At 73.4% G+C, this 20,876-nt stretch carries 13 protein-coding genes; 12 read left to right on the forward strand and 1 reads right to left on the reverse strand.

The window, feature by feature from the left end:
* Positions 1-147 precede the first annotated feature (147 nt).
* From ACFULQ_RS19990 to ACFULQ_RS20005, 4 genes are all read left to right on the forward strand, one after another.
* Positions 148-3,258 (forward strand): BTAD domain-containing putative transcriptional regulator, encoded by a 3,111-nt coding sequence (locus ACFULQ_RS19990; protein ID WP_383545714.1) that lies wholly within the window; start codon positions 148-150, stop codon positions 3,256-3,258.
* A 274-nt stretch (positions 3,259-3,532) separates the two neighbouring features.
* Positions 3,533-4,093 (forward strand): sigma-70 family RNA polymerase sigma factor, encoded by a 561-nt coding sequence (locus ACFULQ_RS19995; protein WP_383545717.1) that lies wholly within the window; start codon positions 3,533-3,535, stop codon positions 4,091-4,093.
* A gap of 43 nt (positions 4,094-4,136) precedes the next feature.
* Complete coding sequence (locus tag ACFULQ_RS20000; RefSeq protein ID WP_383545720.1) at positions 4,137-7,475, forward strand: right-handed parallel beta-helix repeat-containing protein; 3,339 nt, start codon at positions 4,137-4,139, stop codon at positions 7,473-7,475.
* Between the two features lie 206 nt (positions 7,476-7,681).
* A complete protein-coding gene (locus ACFULQ_RS20005; RefSeq protein ID WP_383545722.1) occupies positions 7,682-8,863 on the forward strand; it encodes a S8 family serine peptidase in 1,182 nt (393 codons plus the stop codon).
* Positions 8,864-9,136: 273 nt separating this feature from the next.
* On the opposite strand, the gene eccCa is transcribed toward ACFULQ_RS20005, so the two are convergent.
* Positions 9,137-13,054 carry a type VII secretion protein EccCa gene (eccCa, locus tag ACFULQ_RS20010; protein ID WP_383545770.1) on the reverse strand — a complete coding sequence of 1,306 codons (3,918 nt, stop codon included), beginning with the start codon at positions 13,052-13,054 and terminating at the stop codon, positions 9,137-9,139.
* A gap of 153 nt (positions 13,055-13,207) precedes the next feature.
* Here eccCa and eccD point away from each other — a divergent pair, with 153 nt between their 5' ends.
* From eccD to ACFULQ_RS20050, 8 genes are all read left to right on the forward strand, one after another.
* Complete coding sequence (gene eccD / locus ACFULQ_RS20015) at positions 13,208-14,614, forward strand: type VII secretion integral membrane protein EccD (RefSeq protein WP_383545724.1); 1,407 nt, start codon at positions 13,208-13,210, stop codon at positions 14,612-14,614.
* A 16-nt stretch (positions 14,615-14,630) separates the two neighbouring features.
* Positions 14,631-16,109 (forward strand): type VII secretion protein EccB, encoded by a 1,479-nt coding sequence (gene eccB / locus ACFULQ_RS20020; RefSeq protein WP_383545727.1) that lies wholly within the window; start codon positions 14,631-14,633, stop codon positions 16,107-16,109.
* A 149-nt stretch (positions 16,110-16,258) separates the two neighbouring features.
* Entirely contained in the window at positions 16,259-16,594 is a 336-nt protein-coding gene (locus ACFULQ_RS20025) for a hypothetical protein (RefSeq protein WP_381333792.1), read from the forward strand.
* A gap of 35 nt (positions 16,595-16,629) precedes the next feature.
* A complete protein-coding gene (locus ACFULQ_RS20030; RefSeq protein WP_020139990.1) occupies positions 16,630-16,950 on the forward strand; it encodes a WXG100 family type VII secretion target in 321 nt (106 codons plus the stop codon).
* Between the two features lie 17 nt (positions 16,951-16,967).
* The gene (locus ACFULQ_RS20035; RefSeq protein ID WP_383545729.1) at positions 16,968-17,459 is read left to right on the forward strand and encodes a type VII secretion system-associated protein; all 492 of its coding nucleotides are present in this window, start codon (positions 16,968-16,970) and stop codon (positions 17,457-17,459) included.
* Positions 17,459-20,059 (forward strand): AAWKG family protein, encoded by a 2,601-nt coding sequence (locus tag ACFULQ_RS20040; protein ID WP_383545732.1) that lies wholly within the window; start codon positions 17,459-17,461, stop codon positions 20,057-20,059. The genes ACFULQ_RS20035 and ACFULQ_RS20040 overlap by 1 nt, the downstream gene beginning before the upstream one ends.
* 7 nt (positions 20,060-20,066) lie before the next feature.
* Positions 20,067-20,537: a YbaB/EbfC family nucleoid-associated protein gene (locus ACFULQ_RS20045; RefSeq protein WP_383545734.1), complete on the forward strand. Its 471-nt coding sequence runs from the start codon at positions 20,067-20,069 to the stop codon at positions 20,535-20,537.
* Complete coding sequence (locus tag ACFULQ_RS20050) at positions 20,530-20,874, forward strand: hypothetical protein (protein WP_383545735.1); 345 nt, start codon at positions 20,530-20,532, stop codon at positions 20,872-20,874. Before ACFULQ_RS20045 ends, ACFULQ_RS20050 begins: the two co-directional genes overlap by 8 nt.
* Positions 20,875-20,876: the final 2 nt, after the last annotated feature.

The following is a 20,876-nucleotide window of genomic DNA, read 5'->3' on the forward strand; positions in this document are numbered from 1 at the left end:
GCTCGTGCGGTCGCCGTGAGCTCTCCCGGGTGTCGTATACGGCGGAGGCCCGTTACCCGCACGGGTCTCCAAGAGGGCTCCAAGTCCCTTCCAAGTGGGATGTGAAGAGTCCGTGCCGGGGGATCTGTGTCAGCGGGGAGTTCTGAGGTGCGGGAGCAGGTTCGGTTCACGGTGCTCGGGCCGGTCGGTGCGTGGCGCGGCGCGGTCGAGGTGGATCTCGGGCCGCCGCGGCAGCGGGCGGTGCTGGCCGTGCTGCTGCTGGCCGAGGGGTCCCGGGTTCCGGTGGCCGGACTGGTCGACGCGTTGTGGGGTGCCGCCCCGCCAGCCTCCGCGGTGGGGTCGGTGCGGACGTACGTGCACCGGCTGCGGCGGACCCTCGGGGAGGACGCTGCGCTGATCCGGTCCGTGGGGGACGCCTATGTCGTACGTGCGCTCCCCGAGGACCTCGATCTCGCCGCCTTCCGTGAGCTGACCGCGCGCGCCGAACTCGTCCGCCGCAAGGGGGACTTGCACGGGGCCGCCGTACACCTGCGGGACGCGCTCGCGCTGTGGCGGGGTCCCGCGCTGGCCGGGGTGCGGGGGGAGTTCGCGCAGACTCGGCGCGAGCAACTGGAGGCGCTCCGGCTGTCCGCCCTGGAGTCCCTGCTGGCGATACGGCTCGACCAGGGCGAACACGTCCAGGCCGTACCCGAGTTGGCCGCGCTGGTCGCCGGGCATCCGCTGGACGAGCGGTTCCGCGAGATGCTGATGCTGGCGCTCTACCGCTGCGGTCGGCAGTCCGCGGCGCTGGAGACGTACGCCGAGGTCCGGACGCTGCTCGCGGAGGAACTCGGCGTCGACCCGGGGCCGGCTCTGCGACGCCTGTACGAGGGGATTTTGCGGGCGGATCCGGGGCTGCTCGCCGTACCGGGCGGAGAGGGGTCGGCCGCCGCGACCAGGGCGGAGATGTCGCCAACTACCGTGGCACCCCAGGCCGAGATGACGCCGACGACCATCGCGACCCCGGCCGAGGTGCCGCCTACCGCCGTTCCTTCGGCCGAGGTGACACCTACCGCGGTCCCCCCGGCCGACGTGCCGCCCACCGCTGTTCCCTCGGCCGACGTGACACCCACGGCCGGGCCCGACCCGGCACCAGCGGCTGCGCATGCGTTCGGTACGACGACGGCACCCCCGGCACCCCCGGCAACGCATGCCACCACCACAGCCCCGGCCTCCACCCGCCCCGTCCCCGCCCAACTCCCCTCCGAGCTCCCCGGCTTCGTCGGACGGCACACCCAACTGGAACAGGCCTCCGCACTGGTCCCGGAGGGCGACGCCCCCTCCGCCACCGTCGTGATCGGCGGTACCGCCGGTGTCGGCAAGACCGCGTTCGCCGTGCACTGGGCCCGAAGGATCGCCCCCCGCTTCCCGGACGGGCAGCTCTACCTCAACCTGCGCGGCTTCGACCCCGCCGGCGCCCCCGTCCCGCCCGCGCAGGCGCTGCGTACCCTGCTGGAGGCGCTCGGGGTCCCGCCGCGTGAACTCCCCGAGGACCAGGACGCGTTGGCGGCGCGGCTGCGGACCGTGCTGACCGGGCGCCGTGTGCTGATCCTGCTGGACAACGCCCGGGACCCGGGCCAGATACGGCCGCTGCTGCCCGGCGCCCCGGGCTGTCTCGTCATCGTGACCAGCCGGAACCGGCTGGGCGGACTGGTGGCCGTGGACGGCGCCCGTCCGCTGCGCCTGGACGTGCTGACCGCGCGGGAGGGCCACGACCTGCTGGAGCGCCGTCTGGGCGCCGCGCGGGTGGCCGCCGAACCGGGGGCGGTCCGCGAGATCGTCGAGCTGTGCGCGCGGCTGCCGCTGGCCCTGGCGGTCGTGGCGGCCCGCGCGGCCGACCGCACCGCCTTCCCGCTCGCCGCGCTCGCGGAGGAACTCGCCGAGGGGCACGGCAGTCTCGACGCGTTCACGGACACCGACCAGGCGGCCGACGTACGGGCCGTCCTGTCCTGGTCGTACCACGCGCTCTCGCCCGCCGCGGCCCGTCTCTTCCGGCTGCTGGTGCTGCACCCCGGCCCGGACGTCTCGCTGCCCGCCGCCGCGAGCCTGGCCGGTCTCGGCACGGCCGCCGCACGGAGTCTGCTGGCCGAGCTGGTGCACACCCATCTCGTGGACGAGCCGGCGCCCGGCCGCTACGCCTGGCACGACCTGCTGCGCGCCTACGCCGCCGAGCTCTCCGCCGAGACGGACGGCCCCGAGGAGATCACGGCCGCCCGCCGTCGGATGGTCGACCACTATCTGCACAGCGCCCACGCCGCCGCGCGGCTCATGGACCTCACCCGGGACCGGATCGTCCTGGCCGAGCCGTCCCCGGGGGTGCGGAGCGAGTCGCACACCACCCCGCAACGGGCGATGGCCTGGTTCGGCACCGAACGGGCCGTCCTGGTCGCGGTGTTGCGGGAGGCCTCCGCGCACGGCTTCGACGTCCACGCCTGGCAGCTCGCCTGGTGCGTGGAGCACCACTTCGGCCGGCAGGGGCTGTGGCACGAGCTGGGTGTCACCCTGCGCACCGCGCTGGAGTCCGCCGACCGGCTCGGCGATCCGACCGCCCTCGCGCACATCCACCGGGGGCTGGCCCAGGCCGAGTCGTACGCGAAGCGCACCGGTGACGCCCGGGCGCACATCGAGCGGGCCATCGAGCTGTTCGCCAAGGTGGGCGACGTCCCCGCGCTGACCGAGAGCCACCGCCAGCTGAGCGTCGTCCTGGAGGTGCAGGGCGATCTGGAGGGCGCCCTCGACCACCACCGGCAGGCTCTGGAGCTGCTCGGCCCGGACGGCGAGGGCAGGTTGCGGTCCTGGATCCTCAACGGCCTTGGCTGGTACCACTCGTTGCTGGGCCGGCACCGCGAGGCGCTGGAGTTCTGCGCCGCCGCCATGGAGTTGGCCCGCGCCCGCGACGACGACTACACGCTGGGGCACGTCCTCAACAGCATCGGGCACGCCCGGCACCATCTCGGCGCGCACGAGGAGGCCGTCGCCGCCTTCGAGGAGGCGCTGGCGCGTTTCCGGCACGTGGGCGGGGTGCCCTGGGCGGAGGCGCACACGCTGGCCTCGCTCGCCGACTCCCGGCTGGGCCTGGGGCAGCCGGAGCGCGCCCGCGCCCTGCTGGCGGAGGCGGTGCGGATCCTGGACCGGCTCGGGCATCCGGACGCCGGACCGATGCGCGAGAAGCTGGCCGCCCTGTCGCCGGAGGGGCACCGGGCGGGGCACGGCGGGTGAGGGTCGCCGCATCGGTGCACCTCCTCGTGCCGGCGGTCGGGACGCTCACCCGCACTACGGGGCCGTGGGTCCGCGGGTTCTGCCTCCCCGACGGCCGTTACCGTACCGTTACCATTTGGCGCGGCGGGCCGGATTCCCTTCCGGGGCGAGAACCCCACGCGGCTCTGCTCCGTAGTGAGGGATGGGGCCGTCGTGTCGCACCGGGCGGCGGACGACCATCGCACCGCAATCGGGAGTCGATCGGCAGCCGATCGGCGGCCCCGACGATCGGTGCGTGATCGCGAACGAGCAGCAGGAGAACAGAGAATGCCCGGACGGGGGCCAGGCCTTCGCGCGTGTGATCTACCAGACGCACGGCACCGCCCTGCTCCAGTTCGCCCAGGGACTGACCCTGGGGGACGTGCACGGCGCCGAGGACATCGTCCAGGAGGCCGTGCTCAGGGCCTGGCGCCATGCCGAGAAGCTCACCTCGACGCCCGGCCTGACGCGCCCCTGGCTCTTCACCGTCGTACGGCGGCTCGCCATCGACGCCCACCGCACCCGTCGGGCCCGTCCCGCGGACCTCATCCCCACCGCGCTGGACCGCGAGGTCGTCTCCGACAGCAGCGAACGCACCCTCACCTCCCAGGTGTTGACCCGGGCGCTGGCCGAACTGGACCGCCCGCACCGGGAGGTGCTGGTGCACCGGTACTGCCTCGACCGCAGCATCGAGGAGACCGCGGCCGAGCTGAACCTCCCCCAGGGCACGGTCAAGTCCCGCAGCAGCCACGCCCTCCGCGCCCTGCGCAACGCCCTCACCTCGCTCGGCGCGGCCACCCCGGCCGCCCTGCGCTGACCAACTCGCCCTACGGCACTCACACTTCACTGGAGGCTCCGGCGTGCCACGCCAGCTACTGACCGTCTGCCAGGAACCCGCCCCGGACGCCCCCGCGGACTCCTTCCGGACCATCGGCGAGGCACTGGAGCGGGCGCGCGGCGGAGCCGTGATCAGTGTCCGCCCGGGCCGCTACCAGGAGGGCCTGGTGATCGGCACCCGGGTGACGATCGTGGCCGAACAGGCGCGGGGCAGCGTGGAGATCGCGCCCCGGCGCGGCAGCGCGGTGGTGCTGAAGGCGGACGCGGTGATGCTCACCGACCTCGTCCTGACCGGCCGGGACGAGGAGTTGCCGGTGGTCGACGTGGCGCGCGGCCAACTCGCCCTGGAGGGCTGCGACGTGACCGGCGCGGGCTGGACCGCGCTGCTCGCCCGGGGCACCGGCTCGCTGGCCATGCGCGACTGCCGGATCACCAACCCGCAGGGCGCGGGCCTGGTCGTCACCTCCCCCGTGGACAGTTCGGTCGAGTCGTGCACGGTGGAGCACCTGGGCACCTCGGGCGCGGTGATCGGCGAACGCGGCCGGGTCACCCTGCGCGGCTGCACGGTCCGGGACGCGCGCGGCAACGGCGTCCTCGCGAACGGCGAGGCCCGCGGCTCTGTCGAGGACTGCGACATCTCCTCCACCGACAAGCCCGCGATCGCCCTGGAGGACCACTGCACCACCCGGGTCGTGCGCACCGCCGTGCACGACACCAGCACCGGCGTCCACCTGAGCAGCGCGGCCCGCACCACCCTGGAGGGCGTGACGGTCACCGGCACCACCGGCCCCGGGATCGTGCTGTCCGGCGGCACCGATCCGTGGCTGCGGCGCTGCCGTACGACCCGGACCGAGGGCCACGGCATGGCCGTACTGGAGAGGTCGCGCGGCACCATCGAGGACTGCCGTCTGGAGGCGGCGCAGGCACCGGCCCTGCGGGTCGGCGGATCGTCCTCGCCCGTGCTCATCGGCCTTTCCGTGCAGGGGAGTTCGGCGGCGGGGGTGCTCCTGGAGGAGGAGTCGGTGGCCGAACTGGACCGGCTGGAGGTGGTGGACGCGGGCGGCGTCGGCATCTCGGTGCGCTCCGGTGCCAATCCGCTGCTGCGCCGGGCGCTCGTCACGGCCCCCGGCGGCCACGGCGTGGAGGTGTCGGCCGACGGACGCGGCCGTCTGGAGGACTGCGTGGTCGAACGCCCCGGTGGGGCGGGCGTCCGGGTGGAGGACGACGGCAATCTGTACGTCGGCGGCGGCAGCGTCGACGTGGCGGGCGGGCCCGGCCTGTCGGTCGGGCCGGACGGCAGCGTCACGCTCCGGGACTGCGAGATCCGCGGCGACCGCGGCAGCGCGCACCCCGGGGTCCTGGTGGAGAAGGGCGGCGAACTCACCGCCAGCAGACTGCGGGTGACCGGCGCGGGCGGCCACGGCGTGGTCGTGGAGGACGGCGGGCGCGGCGCCTTCACCTCCTGCGAGTCGCTGCGCAGCGAGGGCGACGGCTTCCGCGTCGACACCGACGCGCCGGTCTCCCTGGTCAACTGCACGGCCCGGGAGAACACGGGCGGCGGCCTGGTGCAGGTCCGCCCCGGTGACCGGCTCGCCGTGGAGGGGCTGACCAGCGCGGACAACGGCCGCCGGGACGCCTGGGGGCTGGGCGACGCGGAGGGCACGGACCCGGCGGGCGCCGCGGCTTCCCCGGGCCCGGACGGCAGCCAAGGAGGCGGTGCGCTGGGCGAGTTGGAGGCGCTCATCGGCCTGGAGGACGTCAAGCAGCAGGTCCGCACGCTGGTCAACCTCACCCGGCTCGCGCAGCGCCGGGCGAGCATGGGGATGCCGGTCCCGCCGATGAGCCGCCATCTGGTCTTCGCGGGCCCGCCCGGCACCGGCAAGACCACCGTCGCCCGGCTCTACGGCGCGATCCTCACCGAGTTGGGTGTGCTGCGCTCCGGCCACCTGGTCGAGGTCTCGCGCGCGGACCTCGTGGCGCAGATCGTCGGCGGGACGGCCATCAAGACCACCGAGACCTTCAACAGGGCTCTGGGCGGTGTGCTGTTCATCGACGAGGCCTACACGCTGGTCTCCGACAGCCGCAGCAGCGGCGCCGACTTCGGCCGGGAGGCCGTCGACACCCTGCTGAAGCTGATGGAGGACCACCGCGAGGACATGGTCGTGGTGGTGGCCGGCTACACCGACGAGATGACCGGCTTCCTGGCCTCCAACCCCGGTCTCGCGTCCCGCTTCTCGCGCACCGTGGAGTTCTCCAACTACTCGGTGCCGGAGCTGGTCGCCATCATGGAGTCGATGTGCGCCCGCCACCAGTACGAGCTGGCGGACGCCACCCGCAAGGCCCTGGCCGCCCGCTTCGAGCGGATGCCGCGTGACGCGACCTTCGGCAACGGCCGCGCGGCCCGTCAGCTCTTCGAGGAGATGGTGGACCGCCAGGCGACCCGGCTCGCCTCCCAAGTCGACATCGGTCAACGGGACTTGGCGCTCTTCGTCCCGCAGGACGTGGGCGAGGACGCGGCGGCCGCCGTGAGCGACGAGGGCCCGGCGGGCGGCGACCCGCTGACCCGGCTGGCCGAGATGACCGGCCTGGCCGGCGTCAAGCGGGACGTCACGGACCTGGTCAACCTGCTGGCCACCGCTCGCCGTCGCGAGGCCGCCGGCCTCCCGGCCCCCCGCATCAGCCACCACCTGGTCTTCACCGGCCCGCCCGGCACCGGCAAGACCACGGTGGCCCGTCTCTACGGCGAACTCCTCGCCTCCCTCGGTGTGTTGCCCCGGGGTCAGCTGGTCGAGGTGGCCCGTGCCGACCTGGTGGGCCGCTATGTGGGGCACACCGCCCAGCTCACCCGCGAGGTCTTCGAACGGGCCCTGGGCGGCGTGCTGTTCATCGACGAGGCGTACACCCTGACTCCGCCGGGGCCGTCCGGGTCGTCGGACTTCGGCAGGGAGGCGGTGGACACCCTGCTGAAGCTGATGGAGGACCACCGCGACGAGGTCGTCGTCATCGTCGCCGGCTACACGGACGAGATGACCCGCTTCCTTGCCTCCAACCCGGGCCTGTCGTCCCGCTTCTCGCGCCGCGTGGAGTTCACCGACTACTCCACGGAGGAGCTGGTCACCATCGTCCGCCACCACGCGGAGACGAACGGCTACGCGTGCGGGCCGGGCACGGGGACGGCCCTGCGGTCGCACTTCGACGCCCTGCCGCGCGACCGTTCCTTCGGCAACGCGCGGCTGGCCCGCCAGGTGCTGGAGACGATGATGACGCGGCAGGCGGGGCGGATCAGCGCGATGGCCGCGCCGGGCTTCGACGATCTGCGGTTGCTGGTGCCTTCGGATGTGCCGGGTGGGGAGGCGGAGTGAGCTCGCCGGCACGGGGCGTGAGCCGACCGATTCGCGAAGTGACCCGGCTGACGGGCGAAGTGAGCGGGCCGACTTGCGAAGTGACCTCGCCGACAGGGGAAGTGAGCCCAAAGGCTCGCGAAGTGACGCGGCCGACTCGGGAAGTGAGCGGGCCGGCGTGCCAAGTGACGTGGCCTGCGGGCGCGTTGGCGCGGCCGGCAGGCGCATTGGCCGTGGCGCTGGCCCTTGCGGCTCTGGGCGGGCCGGCCGCGGGCGCGCCTCTGGCCGACGGCGGGGTGAATCTTCCGGTGATCCCCTCCGTGCTGGCCGCCGGCGCCTCCTGTACGGCGGGGTCGTCCTCGGTGGCGAAGGCTGTGCCGTGGGAGCAGCGGTCGTTGGGGCTCACGCGGGTGTGGCCGACGGCGGGTGGCAGCGCGGGGGGTGCCGGGGTGACGGTCGCGGTCGTGGACACCGGGGTCGCCGCGCAGGCGCCCGCGCTCGCGGGACGTGTGACGGCGGTGGGCTCGGCGGACGGTGACTGTGTGGGACACGGCACCTTCGTGGCCGGCCTGATCGCGGCGGCGCCCGCGCGGGAGGTGCGGTTCGCCGGGGTCGCGAGCGGGGCCCGTGTCCTCGCGGTGCGCGGTACCGACACGCGGGGCGCGGCCACGGCGGCCTCGCTGGCCTCCGGCATCCGCTCGGCCGCGCAGGCGGGGGCCGAGGTCATCGTCGTATCACCGGCCCTGGCCCAGGGGTCCACGGGACTGACGGCCGCGGTGGCTTACGCCGCGAAGCGGGACGCCCTGGTGGTCGCGGCGGCCGCCCCTGACCCGACCGGGCCCGCCACCGCCTCCCCTCCCCCGCCCCGCGACTACTGGCCCGCCTCGGACCCCGGGGTCCTGTCCGTTCTGGACCTCGACGCGAAGGGCTCCCGGCCCGCGAACGCCCCCAGCCCCCTGCGGGCCGACCTCTCGGCCCCCGGCGACGGTGTTGTCGGCATCGGTCCCTCCGGCAAGGGCCACTACATCGGCTCCGGGGCCTCCCTCACGGCGGCGTACGTGGCCGGTACGGCTGCGCTGGTGCGGGCCGCGCATCCCGACCTGACGGCCGCGCAGACGGCTGCGCGGCTCACGGGGACGGCGTATCCGTCCGACGTGCCCCGGCTGGATCCGTACGCCGCGGTGACCGCCGTACGCACGGGAACGGCCCCGAAGGACGACGGGCCGCGAGAGCCCCCGGTGCGGCTCGCTTCGGACACCTCGGCCCGCACTGCGAGCCATCGCGCGCTGGCCACGGCTGCGGTGGGGGTTGCGGTGGGCTTGGGGGTGGCGTGGGCGGCGGTGATCGTACGACTGCGGGGCCGACGGCGGGTCGGGGGCGGCGGGGAGCTCGGGCAGCCGGGTGTGTAGTCGGCTGCCGGCCGGTGGGGGCTGGTCGCGCAGTTCCCCGCGCCCCTAAAAGCCCTCACCGCAGCCCGGCCCTGAAAGGGCCCTCGCCACCAGGCCGCCCCCGAAAGCCCTCGGCGCAGGCCCGCCCCTGAAAAGCCGCCACCGCAGGCCCAGCCCACAACGCCGCCCTGTCACCCTCAACCCCCACCAACCCCGTCATCGCAGGCCCAGCCGACAACGCCACCCCGCCAGCCCCCCGCCCCCACCAACCCCGTCACCGCAAACCCCGCCCCCTCAGCCCTCCACCCCCGCCAACCCCGTCTGAATCAGCGTCGCCTTCCGCCGTACGATCCTCAGCGCCCGCCCCGCCGGCAGGTTCCGCGGCTTGATGTTGCCGAAGACGTAGCCCTCCGACGGCGGGCACGACAGCAGGAGGCCAGGTGTGTTCACCTCGTCCAGCCGCCTCAGCAGCTGGTCGTTGAGGCCGCGCCCCGCGCCCGTGGCCGAGCGGACCGCCACCACGTGCAGGCCCACCTCGTGGCCCAGGGCCAGGTGGTCGAAGAGCGGGGCGAAGGGGTGGTCGAAGGCGTTGCTGCCGCCGATCATGTCGTAGTCGTCGATCAGGACGAACAGCCTCGGGCCCTTCCACCAGTCGGCCAGTCGCATCCGCGCCGGGGTGATGTCCGGACCCGGCGCCCGGGTCTTCAGCGCTCGCGCCGACCCCGCCACCAGTTCCTTCAGGGAGTCCACGGACACCGCGTGGCCGAGCTGGTACTCCGGCGGCACCGCGTCCACCAGCTCGCGCCGGTAGTCCACGACCAGCACCCGGGCCTCCGCGGCCGTGTACCGGGAGGTCACCGCCTTCGCGACCAGGCGCAGCAGGTTGGTCTTGCCGCTCTCGGTGTCGCCGACGGCGACGAGGTGCGGGGTGCGTGAGAAGTCGTGCCAGACCGGGGCGAGCTTCTCCTCGTCGAGGCCCAGCGGGATGCGCAGGCCGTCGGCGAGTTCCGGGGCGGGGAGGGCGGACAGGGGCAGGCGGTGCGGGAGCATGCGTACGGGCGGCGCTGCGGGCCCCGACCAGGCGCCCGCCACACGTTCCACCAGGTCGGCGACGCCCTCCGCGAGGGTGTCCGTGTCCGGGCCGCCGTCGATCCTCGGCAGCGCCGCGAGGAAGTGCAGCTTGCCGTCCGACGTCAGGCCCCGCCCACCGGTACGCGGCACGGAGGCCGCCTTGCGGATGTCCACGACGGAGTCCATCGTGTCGCCGAGCCGCAGTTCGAGCCGGGTGGCGGCCTGGTCGCGGATCTGCGCGGACAGCTCCACCCAGCGGGCGGTGGTCACGACGAGGTGCACGCCGTAGTTGAGGCCGCGCGCGGCGATCTGGTTGAAGGTGGCCACGTGGGTGTCGTGGTCCTGGCGGACCGTCGACCAGCCGTCGACGACGAGGAAGACGTCCCCGTGCGGCTGGTCGGCGAACTCCCCCTCCGCGCGCCGCCGTCGGTAGGCGGCCATGGAGTCGATCCCGTGGTCGAGGAAGAACCGCTCGCGGTCGGCGAGCAGCGTGTTCACCTCGGCCACCGTCCGGCTGATCCGTTCGCTGTCGAGCCGGCTGGCGACCCCCGCGACATGCGGCAGACCGGCGAGCGCGGCCAGTGAGCCACCGCCGAAGTCCAGGCAGTAGAACTGGACTTCGCGCGGGGTGTGGGTGAGGGCGAGCGCGGCGATCAGGGTGCGGACGACCGTCGACTTGCCGCTCTGCGAGCCGCCCGCGACGGCCACATGGCCGCCGGCTCCGGACAGGTCCACCACCAGTGGGTCCCGTCGCTGCTCGAACGGCTTGTCCACCAGGCCGACGGGCACCCGCAGGCGCCCGGCGCCCGGCCAGCCGGTGGCGGTCAGCCCGCGCTCGGGATCCTCCGCGATGCCCGGCAGGAGTTCGTCCAGCGTCGACGGCGCCCCCAGCGGCGGCAGCCACACCTCGTGGGCGGGCGGCCCGGAGTCCCGCAGCCGGTCCAGGGCGACGGAGAGCAGCGTGTCCGAGGACTCCTCGTCCGGGGTGACGACGGGCGCGGCCGGTGCGACGGCCCGCGGCACCACCCAGCCCGCCGTCCACGGCACGATCTGGCTCGCCACCCTGGCCTGGGCGACCCCGCCGCGCCGCTGCCGGTAGGCCCCGGACACATAGGCCGCCCGGAACCGGGTCAGCGCCTCCACCCCGCTCTTGAGGAACCCGGCGCCGGGCTGCGAGGGCAGCTGGTAGGCGTCCGGCACCCCGAGCACGCCCCGGCTCTCCATGGCGGAGAAGGTCCGCAGGCCGATCCGGTACGACAGGTGGCTCTCCAGCGCGTGCATGCGGCCCTCGTCGAGCCGCTGCGAGGCCAGCAGCAGATGCACCCCGAGCGAGCGGCCGAGCCGTCCGATCATCACGAACAGGTCCATGAACTCCCGGTGCGCGGCGAGCAGTTCGCTGAACTCGTCGACGACGACGAACAGGCTGGGGAGCGGTTCGAGGGGGGTTCCGGCCGCGCGTGCCTTCTCGTACTCCAGGGCGGAGCTGTAGTTCCCTGCGGCCCGCAACAGCTCCTGTCGGCGGATCAGTTCGCCGTGCAGGGCGTCCTGCATGCGCTCCACGAGGGCGACCTCGTCGGCGAGGTTGGTGATGACGGCGGAGGTGTGCGGCAGTCCGTCCAGGCCGAGGAAGGTGGCGCCGCCCTTGAAGTCGACGAGCACGAAGTTCAGGGTCTCGGAGGAGTTGGTCAGGGCCAGCCCCAGCACCAGGGTCCGCAGGAGCTCGCTCTTGCCGGAGCCGGTGGCGCCGATGAGCATGCCGTGCGGGCCCATCCCGCCCTGCGCGGACTCCTTGATGTCCAGTTCGACGGGCCGTCCGTCGGCGCCCACGGCGACCGGCACCCGCAGCCGTGCGGCCCCGGTGGCGCGCCGCCACAGGGTCGCCGGGTCGTGCCGGTACAGGTCGGGGATGCCGAGCAGGGTGGTCAACTGCACGTCGCTGGCGAGGGGTTCGGCCGCGTCCGCGCTCAGGCTCATCCGGTACGGCGCCAGCAACCGGGCCAGCGCCTCGGCCCCGGCCCGGCCCACCGCGTCCGGCAGGCCCAGCGCGGTGGACTGCTCCTTGCGGCTGCGGTCGGTGCGCACCAGCCTGACCGAGCCGGGCCGTACGTCGAGGCGCAGTGTGGTCCGTCCCGGCCGCCAGCTCAGCGCCCCGGACAGGTCGAGGACGACGGTGTTGCGGGCCCCGGGCCCGTCCAGCCGGTGTCCGGCCGGGACCGTCACGCCGTCCACCACGATCACGGTGAACGGCTCGTCGCGGCCTGGGAGTTCGTCGGGGTCGAAGGCGGCCCGCTCGGTGAACTCCGCGCCCAGCAGGTCCTCCAGGTCGGTGAAGGTGGACGCCACCATGCGGGCGGGTCCGGCACCGTCCCGCTCCTGCGGATGCAGGGTGTGCGGCAGCCACTTGGCCCACTCCCACTGCCCGCGGCGCTCGTCGGACACGCACAGCGCGATCCACAGGTCCTCGGGGGCGTGGAACACCGCGAGCTGGCACAGCGCGGCCCGCACCAGGGACCGTACGGCCTCCTCGTCGCCGCGCAGCAACACCCGGGACCAGGACCGGAGATACAGGCCGATGGGCTGGTCGGGGACCGTGCTGTAGGCGCGTACGAAGCGGCGCAGCGCGTGCGCGGACAGCGGTTCCAGGTCATCGACCGGCTTGGTGGACAAGGGGCTGAGCCGCATCGACAGCTGCTGCTCGCCGACCGCGATGCGCACCTCGCCGAAGTCGTCGTCCTTGGGCCGCCGTTCCCACAGCCGGGTGGTGCGCACGAGCGAGCGCAGTGCGACCGGGGCCGGGTGCCGCCACGCGAGGGCCTGCTGCTGCTCGATGACGGCGCGCTGGACCTTGGCGCGGGTCTGGGTCAAGTACCGCAGGTAATCCCGGCGTTCGCCGTGCAGCCGCTGCTTGCGCTCGCCGCTCTTGCGCATCACCTGGCCGACCATCATGGCGCCGGAGGCCAGCACCATCATGCCGAGCGCGAGGTAGCTGAAGACGCTGCTGGTGCCGCCGGGCCGGATGAACACCAGCATCATCGAGACCGACATCATCGCCATCGGCAGGTAGGTCCACACCGCGGACGTGTCCGGCACCGTCTCCGGCAGCGTGGGCGGCTCCTGGAGGGTCAGCTCCCCTTCGGGCATCTCGGGACCGCGGCGGCGGGCGGGTCGGCGGAACAGGACGACGCTCAACGGAGGGGCTCCTCAAGCAAGCAGCGGTGGTCGGGAGAACGCGGAAGGGGTCTCACTCCGTATTACGGATGGGGAGCCCCGCAGGATCTGTGCCAGGAGAATTCGATGACCGACCACCAGGTGGCCGAGCTGTGCCACCTCACCGTCCGGGGCCCGGCCCGGACGATCGACCTCGCCGTACCGGCGGACGTTCCGGTCGCCGACCTGCTGCCGACCCTGCTGCGGTACGCGGGCGAGGGCACCGAGGTCGAGGAGAACGGCCTCGACCACGGCGGCTGGGTCCTGCAACGCCTCGGCGAGCGCCCCCTCGACGAGGAGGGCACCCTCAAGTCCCTCGACCTGAAGGACGGCGAGGTGCTTCATCTACGGCCGCACGACGCGGCGTTGCCCGAGGTGCGCCTGGACGACCTGGTGGACGGCATCGCCAACGTCACCCGGGACCGGCTGCACGGCTGGACCCCGGAGGCGGGCCGCAAGCTGCTACTGGCCCTCGCGGTGGCCGCGCTCGCCCTCGGCCTCGAGGTGCTGGCCTGGCCGGGCGGTTCGCCGGCCGTGCGGGCGACGGCGGCCGGTGCGACCGGGCTGCTGCTCCTCGCGGGCGCCGCCTCGGCCGCCCGGGCGGTGGGCGACCGGGCCGCCGGAGCGGCGCTCGGCTTCATGGCGGGCCCGTTCCTGGCGCTGGCCGGGTTCCTCGTGCCGGGCGGTGACCTGGGCGGGCCGCACGGCCAGGAGGTGTTCGGGTCACGGCTGCTGGCGGCGGGTGCCGCGGGCGCGGGCGGCGCGGTCCTGGCCCTCGCGGTGGCGGCGGTGGCGGCCCCCCTGTTCCTGGCGACGGCGCTGGTGTGGGTGTGCGCGGCGCTCGCCGGGGCGGCGATCGGCGTGTTCGGCCTGTCCGTCGACGGTACGGCGGCCGCGCTCGCCGCCCTGGTCGTGCTGGTCGGCGGGTTCGTGCCCGCGCTGGCCTTCCGGCTCGCCGGGATGCGGATGCCGGCCCTGCCGGGCAGCGCCCAGCAGCTCCAGGAGGGCATCGAGCCGTACCGGGGCCGGGACGTGGCGACCCGCACGGAGCTGGCGAGCGGCTGGATGACCGCCCTGTACGGCGCGACGGGCGCGGTCGGCGCGGGCTGCCTGGCGGCCCTTGCGCTGCGCCCGAGCCTGCCCGAGGCCCTCACCACCGGGGTGCTGTCGCTGCTCCTGCTGCTGCACGGCCGGGGCATGGTGAACGTCCCGCAGCGCATGGCCCTGGTGCTGCCGGGCGCGCTCGGCGCGGGCCTGCTCGTCGTCACCGCCGCCGAGGCGGTCGGCCCCGCCCAACGGCCGCTGCTGGTGGCCGGGTTGCTGGCCCTGACCGCCGTCCTGGCGATCGCGTCCTGGACGGTGCCGGGCCGCCGCATGCTGCCGTACTGGGGGCGGGCGGCCGAACTGCTGCACTCCGGACTCGCCATCGCCGTACTGCCGTTGACCCTGTGGACGCTCGGCGTGTTCGGCGCGCTGCGGGCGATCAGCGGCTGAGCGAGGGACGGAAACCATGCAGTCCAAGCGCGACCAGGTACAGGCGCACGCCTTCGTCATGAACCGGCTGTCCTCCGGGATGCTGCTCGCCGACCCGGACGCCCCGGAGAGCCCGCTCGGGCGCACCACCCGGGGCGCGGTGACCGGGATCGTGGTGGCGGTGCTGGTGGCGGCCGGGGCGGTGGTCTACGGGCTCGTCTCGCCCGGCGGCAACGACTCCTGGCGGACGTCGGGCACGCTCGTCGTCAACCGGGAGACCGGCGCCCGCTACCTCTACTACGACGGCCGGCTGCGCCCGGTGCGCAACTACGCCTCGGCGCGGCTGATCGGCGGCAAGGACCTGAAGACCGAGGACGTCTCCACGGCCTCGCTCGGCGACACCCCGGTGGGCGCGCCGGTCGGCATCCCGGGCGCCCCGGACGCACTGCCGGGGGGCGGGGACCTCGACTCCGGTGCCTGGCAGGTGTGTTCGGCGCTGGACGAGGAGGGCTCAGCGGTCACCGCGCTGGTCGCGGGCGGCCCCACCGCGTCCGACGGGATCGGTCCCGGGGACGGTGTGGTGGTGGCCGGGCCGGACGGCACCGTGTACCTGGTGTGGCAGGGCAGCAGGCTGCGGCTGGACGCGAAGTCTGGCGCGGCGGTCTCCCTCGGCTACGGCACGGTCACCCCGCGCCCGGTCTCGGCGGCCTTCCTCGACGCCCTGGTGGAGGGCCCCGACCTCACCGCGCCGAAGGTGCCGGGCCTCGGTTCCTCCGGCCCCGCCCTCGGCGGCACCGCGAGCAAGGTCGGCCAGGTCTTCCGGGTGAGCGTGCCGGGCTCCACCGAGCGCCCCTACTACCTGCTCCGGAAGGAGGGCCTGGCCCCGCTCACGGACACCGAGGCGGCCCTGGCGCTGGGCGATCCCGCGACCCGCGAGAAGGCGTACGGCGGCTCCTCACCGACCGCCGCCGACCTGGGGGCCGACACCCTCAAGCAGCACCTCGCGCCGGGCTCCGAGGGCCGCTCCCCCGGCACCGACGGCCTGCCCGCCGCCCCGCCCCGGGCCCTCGCGGTCCCCGAGCGACAGGCGGCCTGCGCCCGGGTGGAGCCCGGCAGCGACGGCACCCGGGTCTCCTCGGTGCTGGTCCCGGTCACCGACCTGGGCCCGGTCACGGCGGCCCCCACCGACCAGGTCGCGCCCGCCTGTCTGCGCGTGGACGGCGTGGTCGTACGGCCGGGCCACGGCGCCCTGGTACGGGCGCTGGGCGCGGACGGCAGTGCGGTGGGAGACACGACCTACCTGGTGGCCGACAACGGCGTGAAGTACCGGGTGCCGTCGAAGGCGGCCCTGGAGGCCCTGGGCCAGCCGGACTCCGCCGTACGGTCGCTGCCCGCACCCCTGCTGGCGATGCTGCCGACCGGCCCGGACCTGGATCCTGCGGCGGCGACCGGGGCGGGCAGGCCCCGGACCACGGGGCCGGTGTGCACCAACTCCGTTTCGGAGCTTGCCGACTGACGCGGTCTCAGCACCGGCGGAAAATGGCCCGGTTTCACGAGAACCCGGCGCCCCACCCCCTCCGTAGTACGGGATGAGGGGCCTTCGCCCGCTACCCCCCTCGGGGCGGAGGCCCCGCCCGTACGCGCACTCCGACCGGGAGGTCCCCCATGGCCGGCGGCCAGCAGTCAAGCGAACAAGCGACCCGCAACGGCGTCCAGGCACTGGAGGCGGCCTTCAGCGGCATCCTCAAGTCCCGCCAGGACGTCGACAACACCCGCGCCACCCTTTCCTCGGGCTACCAGGGCAGCGACGGCGGCCAGTTCGGCGCGCTGCTCGCGCAGTGGGACGAGCAGTGCAACACCATCCTGCGCAACCTGGAGGACATGGTCGACAAGCTCAACACGAGCCTCGTCGAGCACGGCAAGGCCCAGGGCTCCTCCAACGACGCCATCAACCAGGCCTACAACGCCTCCCAGTCGGCGTTCGACCAGCTCATCGGCTGAAGTCCCCTCCGTCCACCGCACCGAGCGAGGTTTCGATGTCCGACCTGAACGACGGCTACATCTACGTCGACTACAACCACATGAACAACGCGGCCGACGACATGGTCCAGCAGACCAAGGCGATCGCGAACACCCTGGCCTCCCTGGAGGCGGAGCTCAACGAGCTCGTCAAGTCCTGGTACGGCAACGACGCCGACATGTACCGGCAGAAGCAGGCCGCCTGGGACGCGGCCGTGCAGAACATGGAGCGCCTGCTGACCTCGCACGCCTCGCTGCTGACGGACATCTCCGGCCAGTACCAGTACAGCGAGAACCAGTTGACGCAGATGTGGTCCGAAGTCGGCATCGGCCGCTAGCGGGAGCACGGACGACCATGGCGGACCTCACCCATCTCGACGGCCCCGCGCTCCAGCGCTTCGTCGACAACGACCTCGCCGACTTCCTCACCGCGCTCAAGGCGATCCGCCGGGACAGCACGGCGGACGACGGCGGGATCCGCGCGCTGCGCAGCATCGTGGACGGGGCGACCACGCCCGACTCCCTCCAGCAGAGCCAGGCGCTGGCCATCGGCTCGATGGGCGCCGACGACTTCCTGCACGGCAAGTCGCTGCTGACCGCCGTGACGGGTGCCGCCAAGAGCGTGGACGGTGTCTTCGCGCAGCACGTCGACCTGTTCGGCGACATCGAGCGCGACATGAAGCAGACCATCCGAACGATGCTCAACGCCCAGGGCAGCAGCCTGCACTCCATCGACGCGGAGCGGATGCTCGACGTCTTCTCCGACGTCGACGAGGGCATGAGCGAGAACCCCGGCGACGAGCGGGGCTCCTCCGGCAGCAGCGACGAACACGGCGAAGACGACTGATGGCCACCTACGACCAGGACGACTACTGGGGCCAGGCGGTGACGCTGTTCACCGGCTACCCCATGCCCAGCCGCGCGGGCCTCTTCGAGAAGCTGAAGAGCAAGGAGGGCATCCCGCTGTTCCGCATGGACATCCGCTCGGAGTCCATGCGGAAGCTCACGGACGCCGACTACACCGCGATCAGCGGCTGGCACGTGGCGAGCGGCGACGACTACATCCTGACGTTCGTCGGGACGTCCAAGGGCACCGACGGCTCGGGCCACCAGAGCGCCGACTTCAACCTGTACAAGGCGCACATCGTGTTCATCGGGGTGCCGGTGGACGGCAACGGCCGGGCCCGGCTGCTGGACGCGGGCGAGACCTTCGCCGGCATGCCCTTCACCGGGCACTACGGCGACCAATGGGACAACTCCACCCTGGCCCAGTACGTCAGCGGAGCGAAGGCCGCCCTGGACGCGTTGGCCGACGGCGAGCACAGCACCGCCGGGTTCTCCTACAACGGCGCCTCGGTGGCCGACAAGGACGCCGTCAAGCTCAAGTCCTTCGAGCAGAGCGCCCAGTCCTTCGACCGGGCGAAGAAGTTCTTCGCGGACCAGGCCGTGGTGCTCAAGCAGTGGGAGGACTCCCTCGGCGGCGACGACAGCGCCTGGCAGGGCCAGGCGGCCGGCGTCTTCCGCGACCTGGTGCACCAACTGCGCAAGAACTACGACGCCTACGTGGAGCAGATGGGCGGCGCGACCTATCTGGCGCACAGCACCTCCGTCGACTACTACACCCCGCGCTCCCCGTACTCCGACGCCCTGATCAAGGCCCAGAAGGACCTGTGGCGGCAGACGCTCGTGCTGCGCACCGCCTGGATCGCGTGGGCGAACACCGGCGAACACGACCCGCACCGGGGCCTGCTGGAGATGCTCAACGAGCTCACCGCCTGGGTCCTGGAGAACAACGTCCACCAGGTCGGCACGCGTCAGGTCCAGGGCAGCCCGCGCTACGAGGCCACCGCCGCGTTCAAGCAGAGCCACCCGGTCTACGGCAACCTCAACGACGTCAACAACTGGAAGAAGGTCGGCGAGGCGGCCGTCCAGCGCTGGACGACGTACATCGAACGCCAGTTGATCCCGTTCGCCAAGCAGGCGCTGTCCGATCTCAACAACGCGTGGATCGAGGCCATCGATCCCCTGGAGGAGACCCTCGACGCGAAGGACACCACCTCGCTGACCGAGCAGTACGAGGGCGGTCGCAACGAGAACGGCAACGGCAACGGCTCGACCGACGACCTGCGCGAGAGTCTCGACAACGCGCTGAACGACCTCAACACGGGGATCAACAACAGCATCTCCGGCCTGGGCGACAACCTCTCCGGCATCGGCGACAGCCTGACCGGTGTCGGCGACAGCCTGGGCAACGGGCTGAACGACCTGACGACGGGGCTCGGTGCCGGGCTGAACGGTCTCACCTCCAACCTGGGCGCGGGCCTCGGCAACCTCAGCGATCTCAACACCGGGCTGACCAGCAACCTGGGCGACGGCCTGAACCTCGGCTCCGGGCTGGGCAGCGGCCTCACCAACCCCGGCGGCGGCACCACCACGCTCAACCCGGACGGCACCCTCACCACGACCTACCCGGACGGCTCGATCAGCGTCTTCGACCCGAGCACCGGCAGGGTCACCACCACGACCAAGGACGGCAAGTCCACCACCACGGACCTGAACGCCGGGGACAGCGTCACCAACCCCGACGGCAGCATCACCACGCTCAACCCGGACGGCACCCTCACCACCACCTACCCCGACGGCACGGTCACCACGGTCGACCCGGCCACGGGCGTGGCGACCACGACGGACCCGGACGGCCACGTCACCACCACCGACCTGGGCAGCGGCCTGAGCGACCTCGGCGACCTGGGTCACGGCCTGGACCTGGGCGACCTCGACGACTTCGACCACCTCAGCGACAGCCTCGGCAGCCTGAACAGCAACCTCAGCGGCCTCTCCCACTCCCTGGGCACGGGCTCCGGCACCCCGCTGACCTCCGGCCTGACCGGGCTGGACAGCATCGGCTCGCTCAGTGGCTTCACCGGCGTCGGCGGTGCTACGACGGGATCGAGCGGCCTTCTCGGCCCGTCCTTCGAGGGATACGACGACTCCCCCTACACCTCGGGCGCGCTCGGCGCCCCGACCGGCACCTCCGGTGACTCCGCCGAATCCGCCGCCGCGAACGGCATGCCGATGATGCCGATGGGCGGCATGGGCGGTGCCCCGGGCGCGGGCGGCGGCCAGTCCGGCACCGGCGAACGGGTCCGCAACGTGCTGACCGAACCGGGGAACGGCGGCCCGCTGGGCGGCCGTTCGCGCCGTACCGGCAAGAACAGGTCGACGGCGGACGACGAGGCCGAGGGGACGACGACGACCGGGCGGGCCCGGATCAGCACCAGCTCGACGGGCTCCCCGTTCGGCCCGCAGTCCGACGCGGGCCGCCGGGACGGCCGTAGGACGGAGAGCTCCGGGGCGGAGGAGCGGGCCAGCTGGCTCGCCGACGAGGAGGACGAGGACGTGTGGGGCGCCGACGAGGGCGGGGCGCCCTCGGTGATCGGGCGGTGAGCGGGCGATGAGTGGGTCCCCCTACGAGCAGCGGCTCGCCGAGGCGATGGCCGAACTGGACGCCACCCGGGCGGCGGTGGCGCGCGCGGAGGCCGAACTCGCCGAGGCCGCCGTCACCGTACGGTCCAAGGACCGCAGTGTCGAGGTCACCGTCGGCCCGCAGGGCGAGTTGACCGGGCTGCGGTTCCTGGAGGACCGGTACCGGACCATGGCGGCCGGGCAGCTCGCGGCGAGCGTGCTGGAGGCGGCGGCCGAGGCGCGTGGACTGATGGCACGTCAAGTCATGGAGCTTTTCGAGCCGTTCACCCTGCCCAGCACACGGGTGCCGGAGCTGACCGGCGTCGACGTCGACTGGGCGAGGATCTTCGGCCCGGACGTCCTGGAGGACGGGCCCGGCCGGGACGCCGGGCGCCGCCGGCACGACGACATCGGCGACGAGATCACCGAGGACCCCGAGGAGGAGCACCGCCATGGCTGACGGCAACGCCTACTTCGCCGACCCCGGGCGCATCCAGGCCGGGGTCCGGCAGGTCGACGCGATCAGTTCGCTGGCCCAGGAGATGGTGCGCGACTTCGTGTCCGCCGTGAACCTCACCCGTGACTGGCCGGGGCAGGACGACGAGTTCGCGCGGGAGGTCAAGCCGCAGGAGAAGTCCGAGCGCGAGTCGGTCACGGACACCGGCCAGGCGGTCACGGACGCCATCGTGGGCGTCGCCAACGGCACCCACAGCAACCTCCAGAACATTCTCGGCACCCAGAACGGTGTCCTGGACGCCATCCGCGACTCCGCCGCGAACGGCCCCGGAAGGCACTGAAC

Source organism: Streptomyces sp. NPDC057253, from assembly GCF_042669125.1.
In the GTDB taxonomy this organism is placed as follows: Bacteria; Actinomycetota; Actinomycetes; order Streptomycetales; family Streptomycetaceae; genus Streptomyces.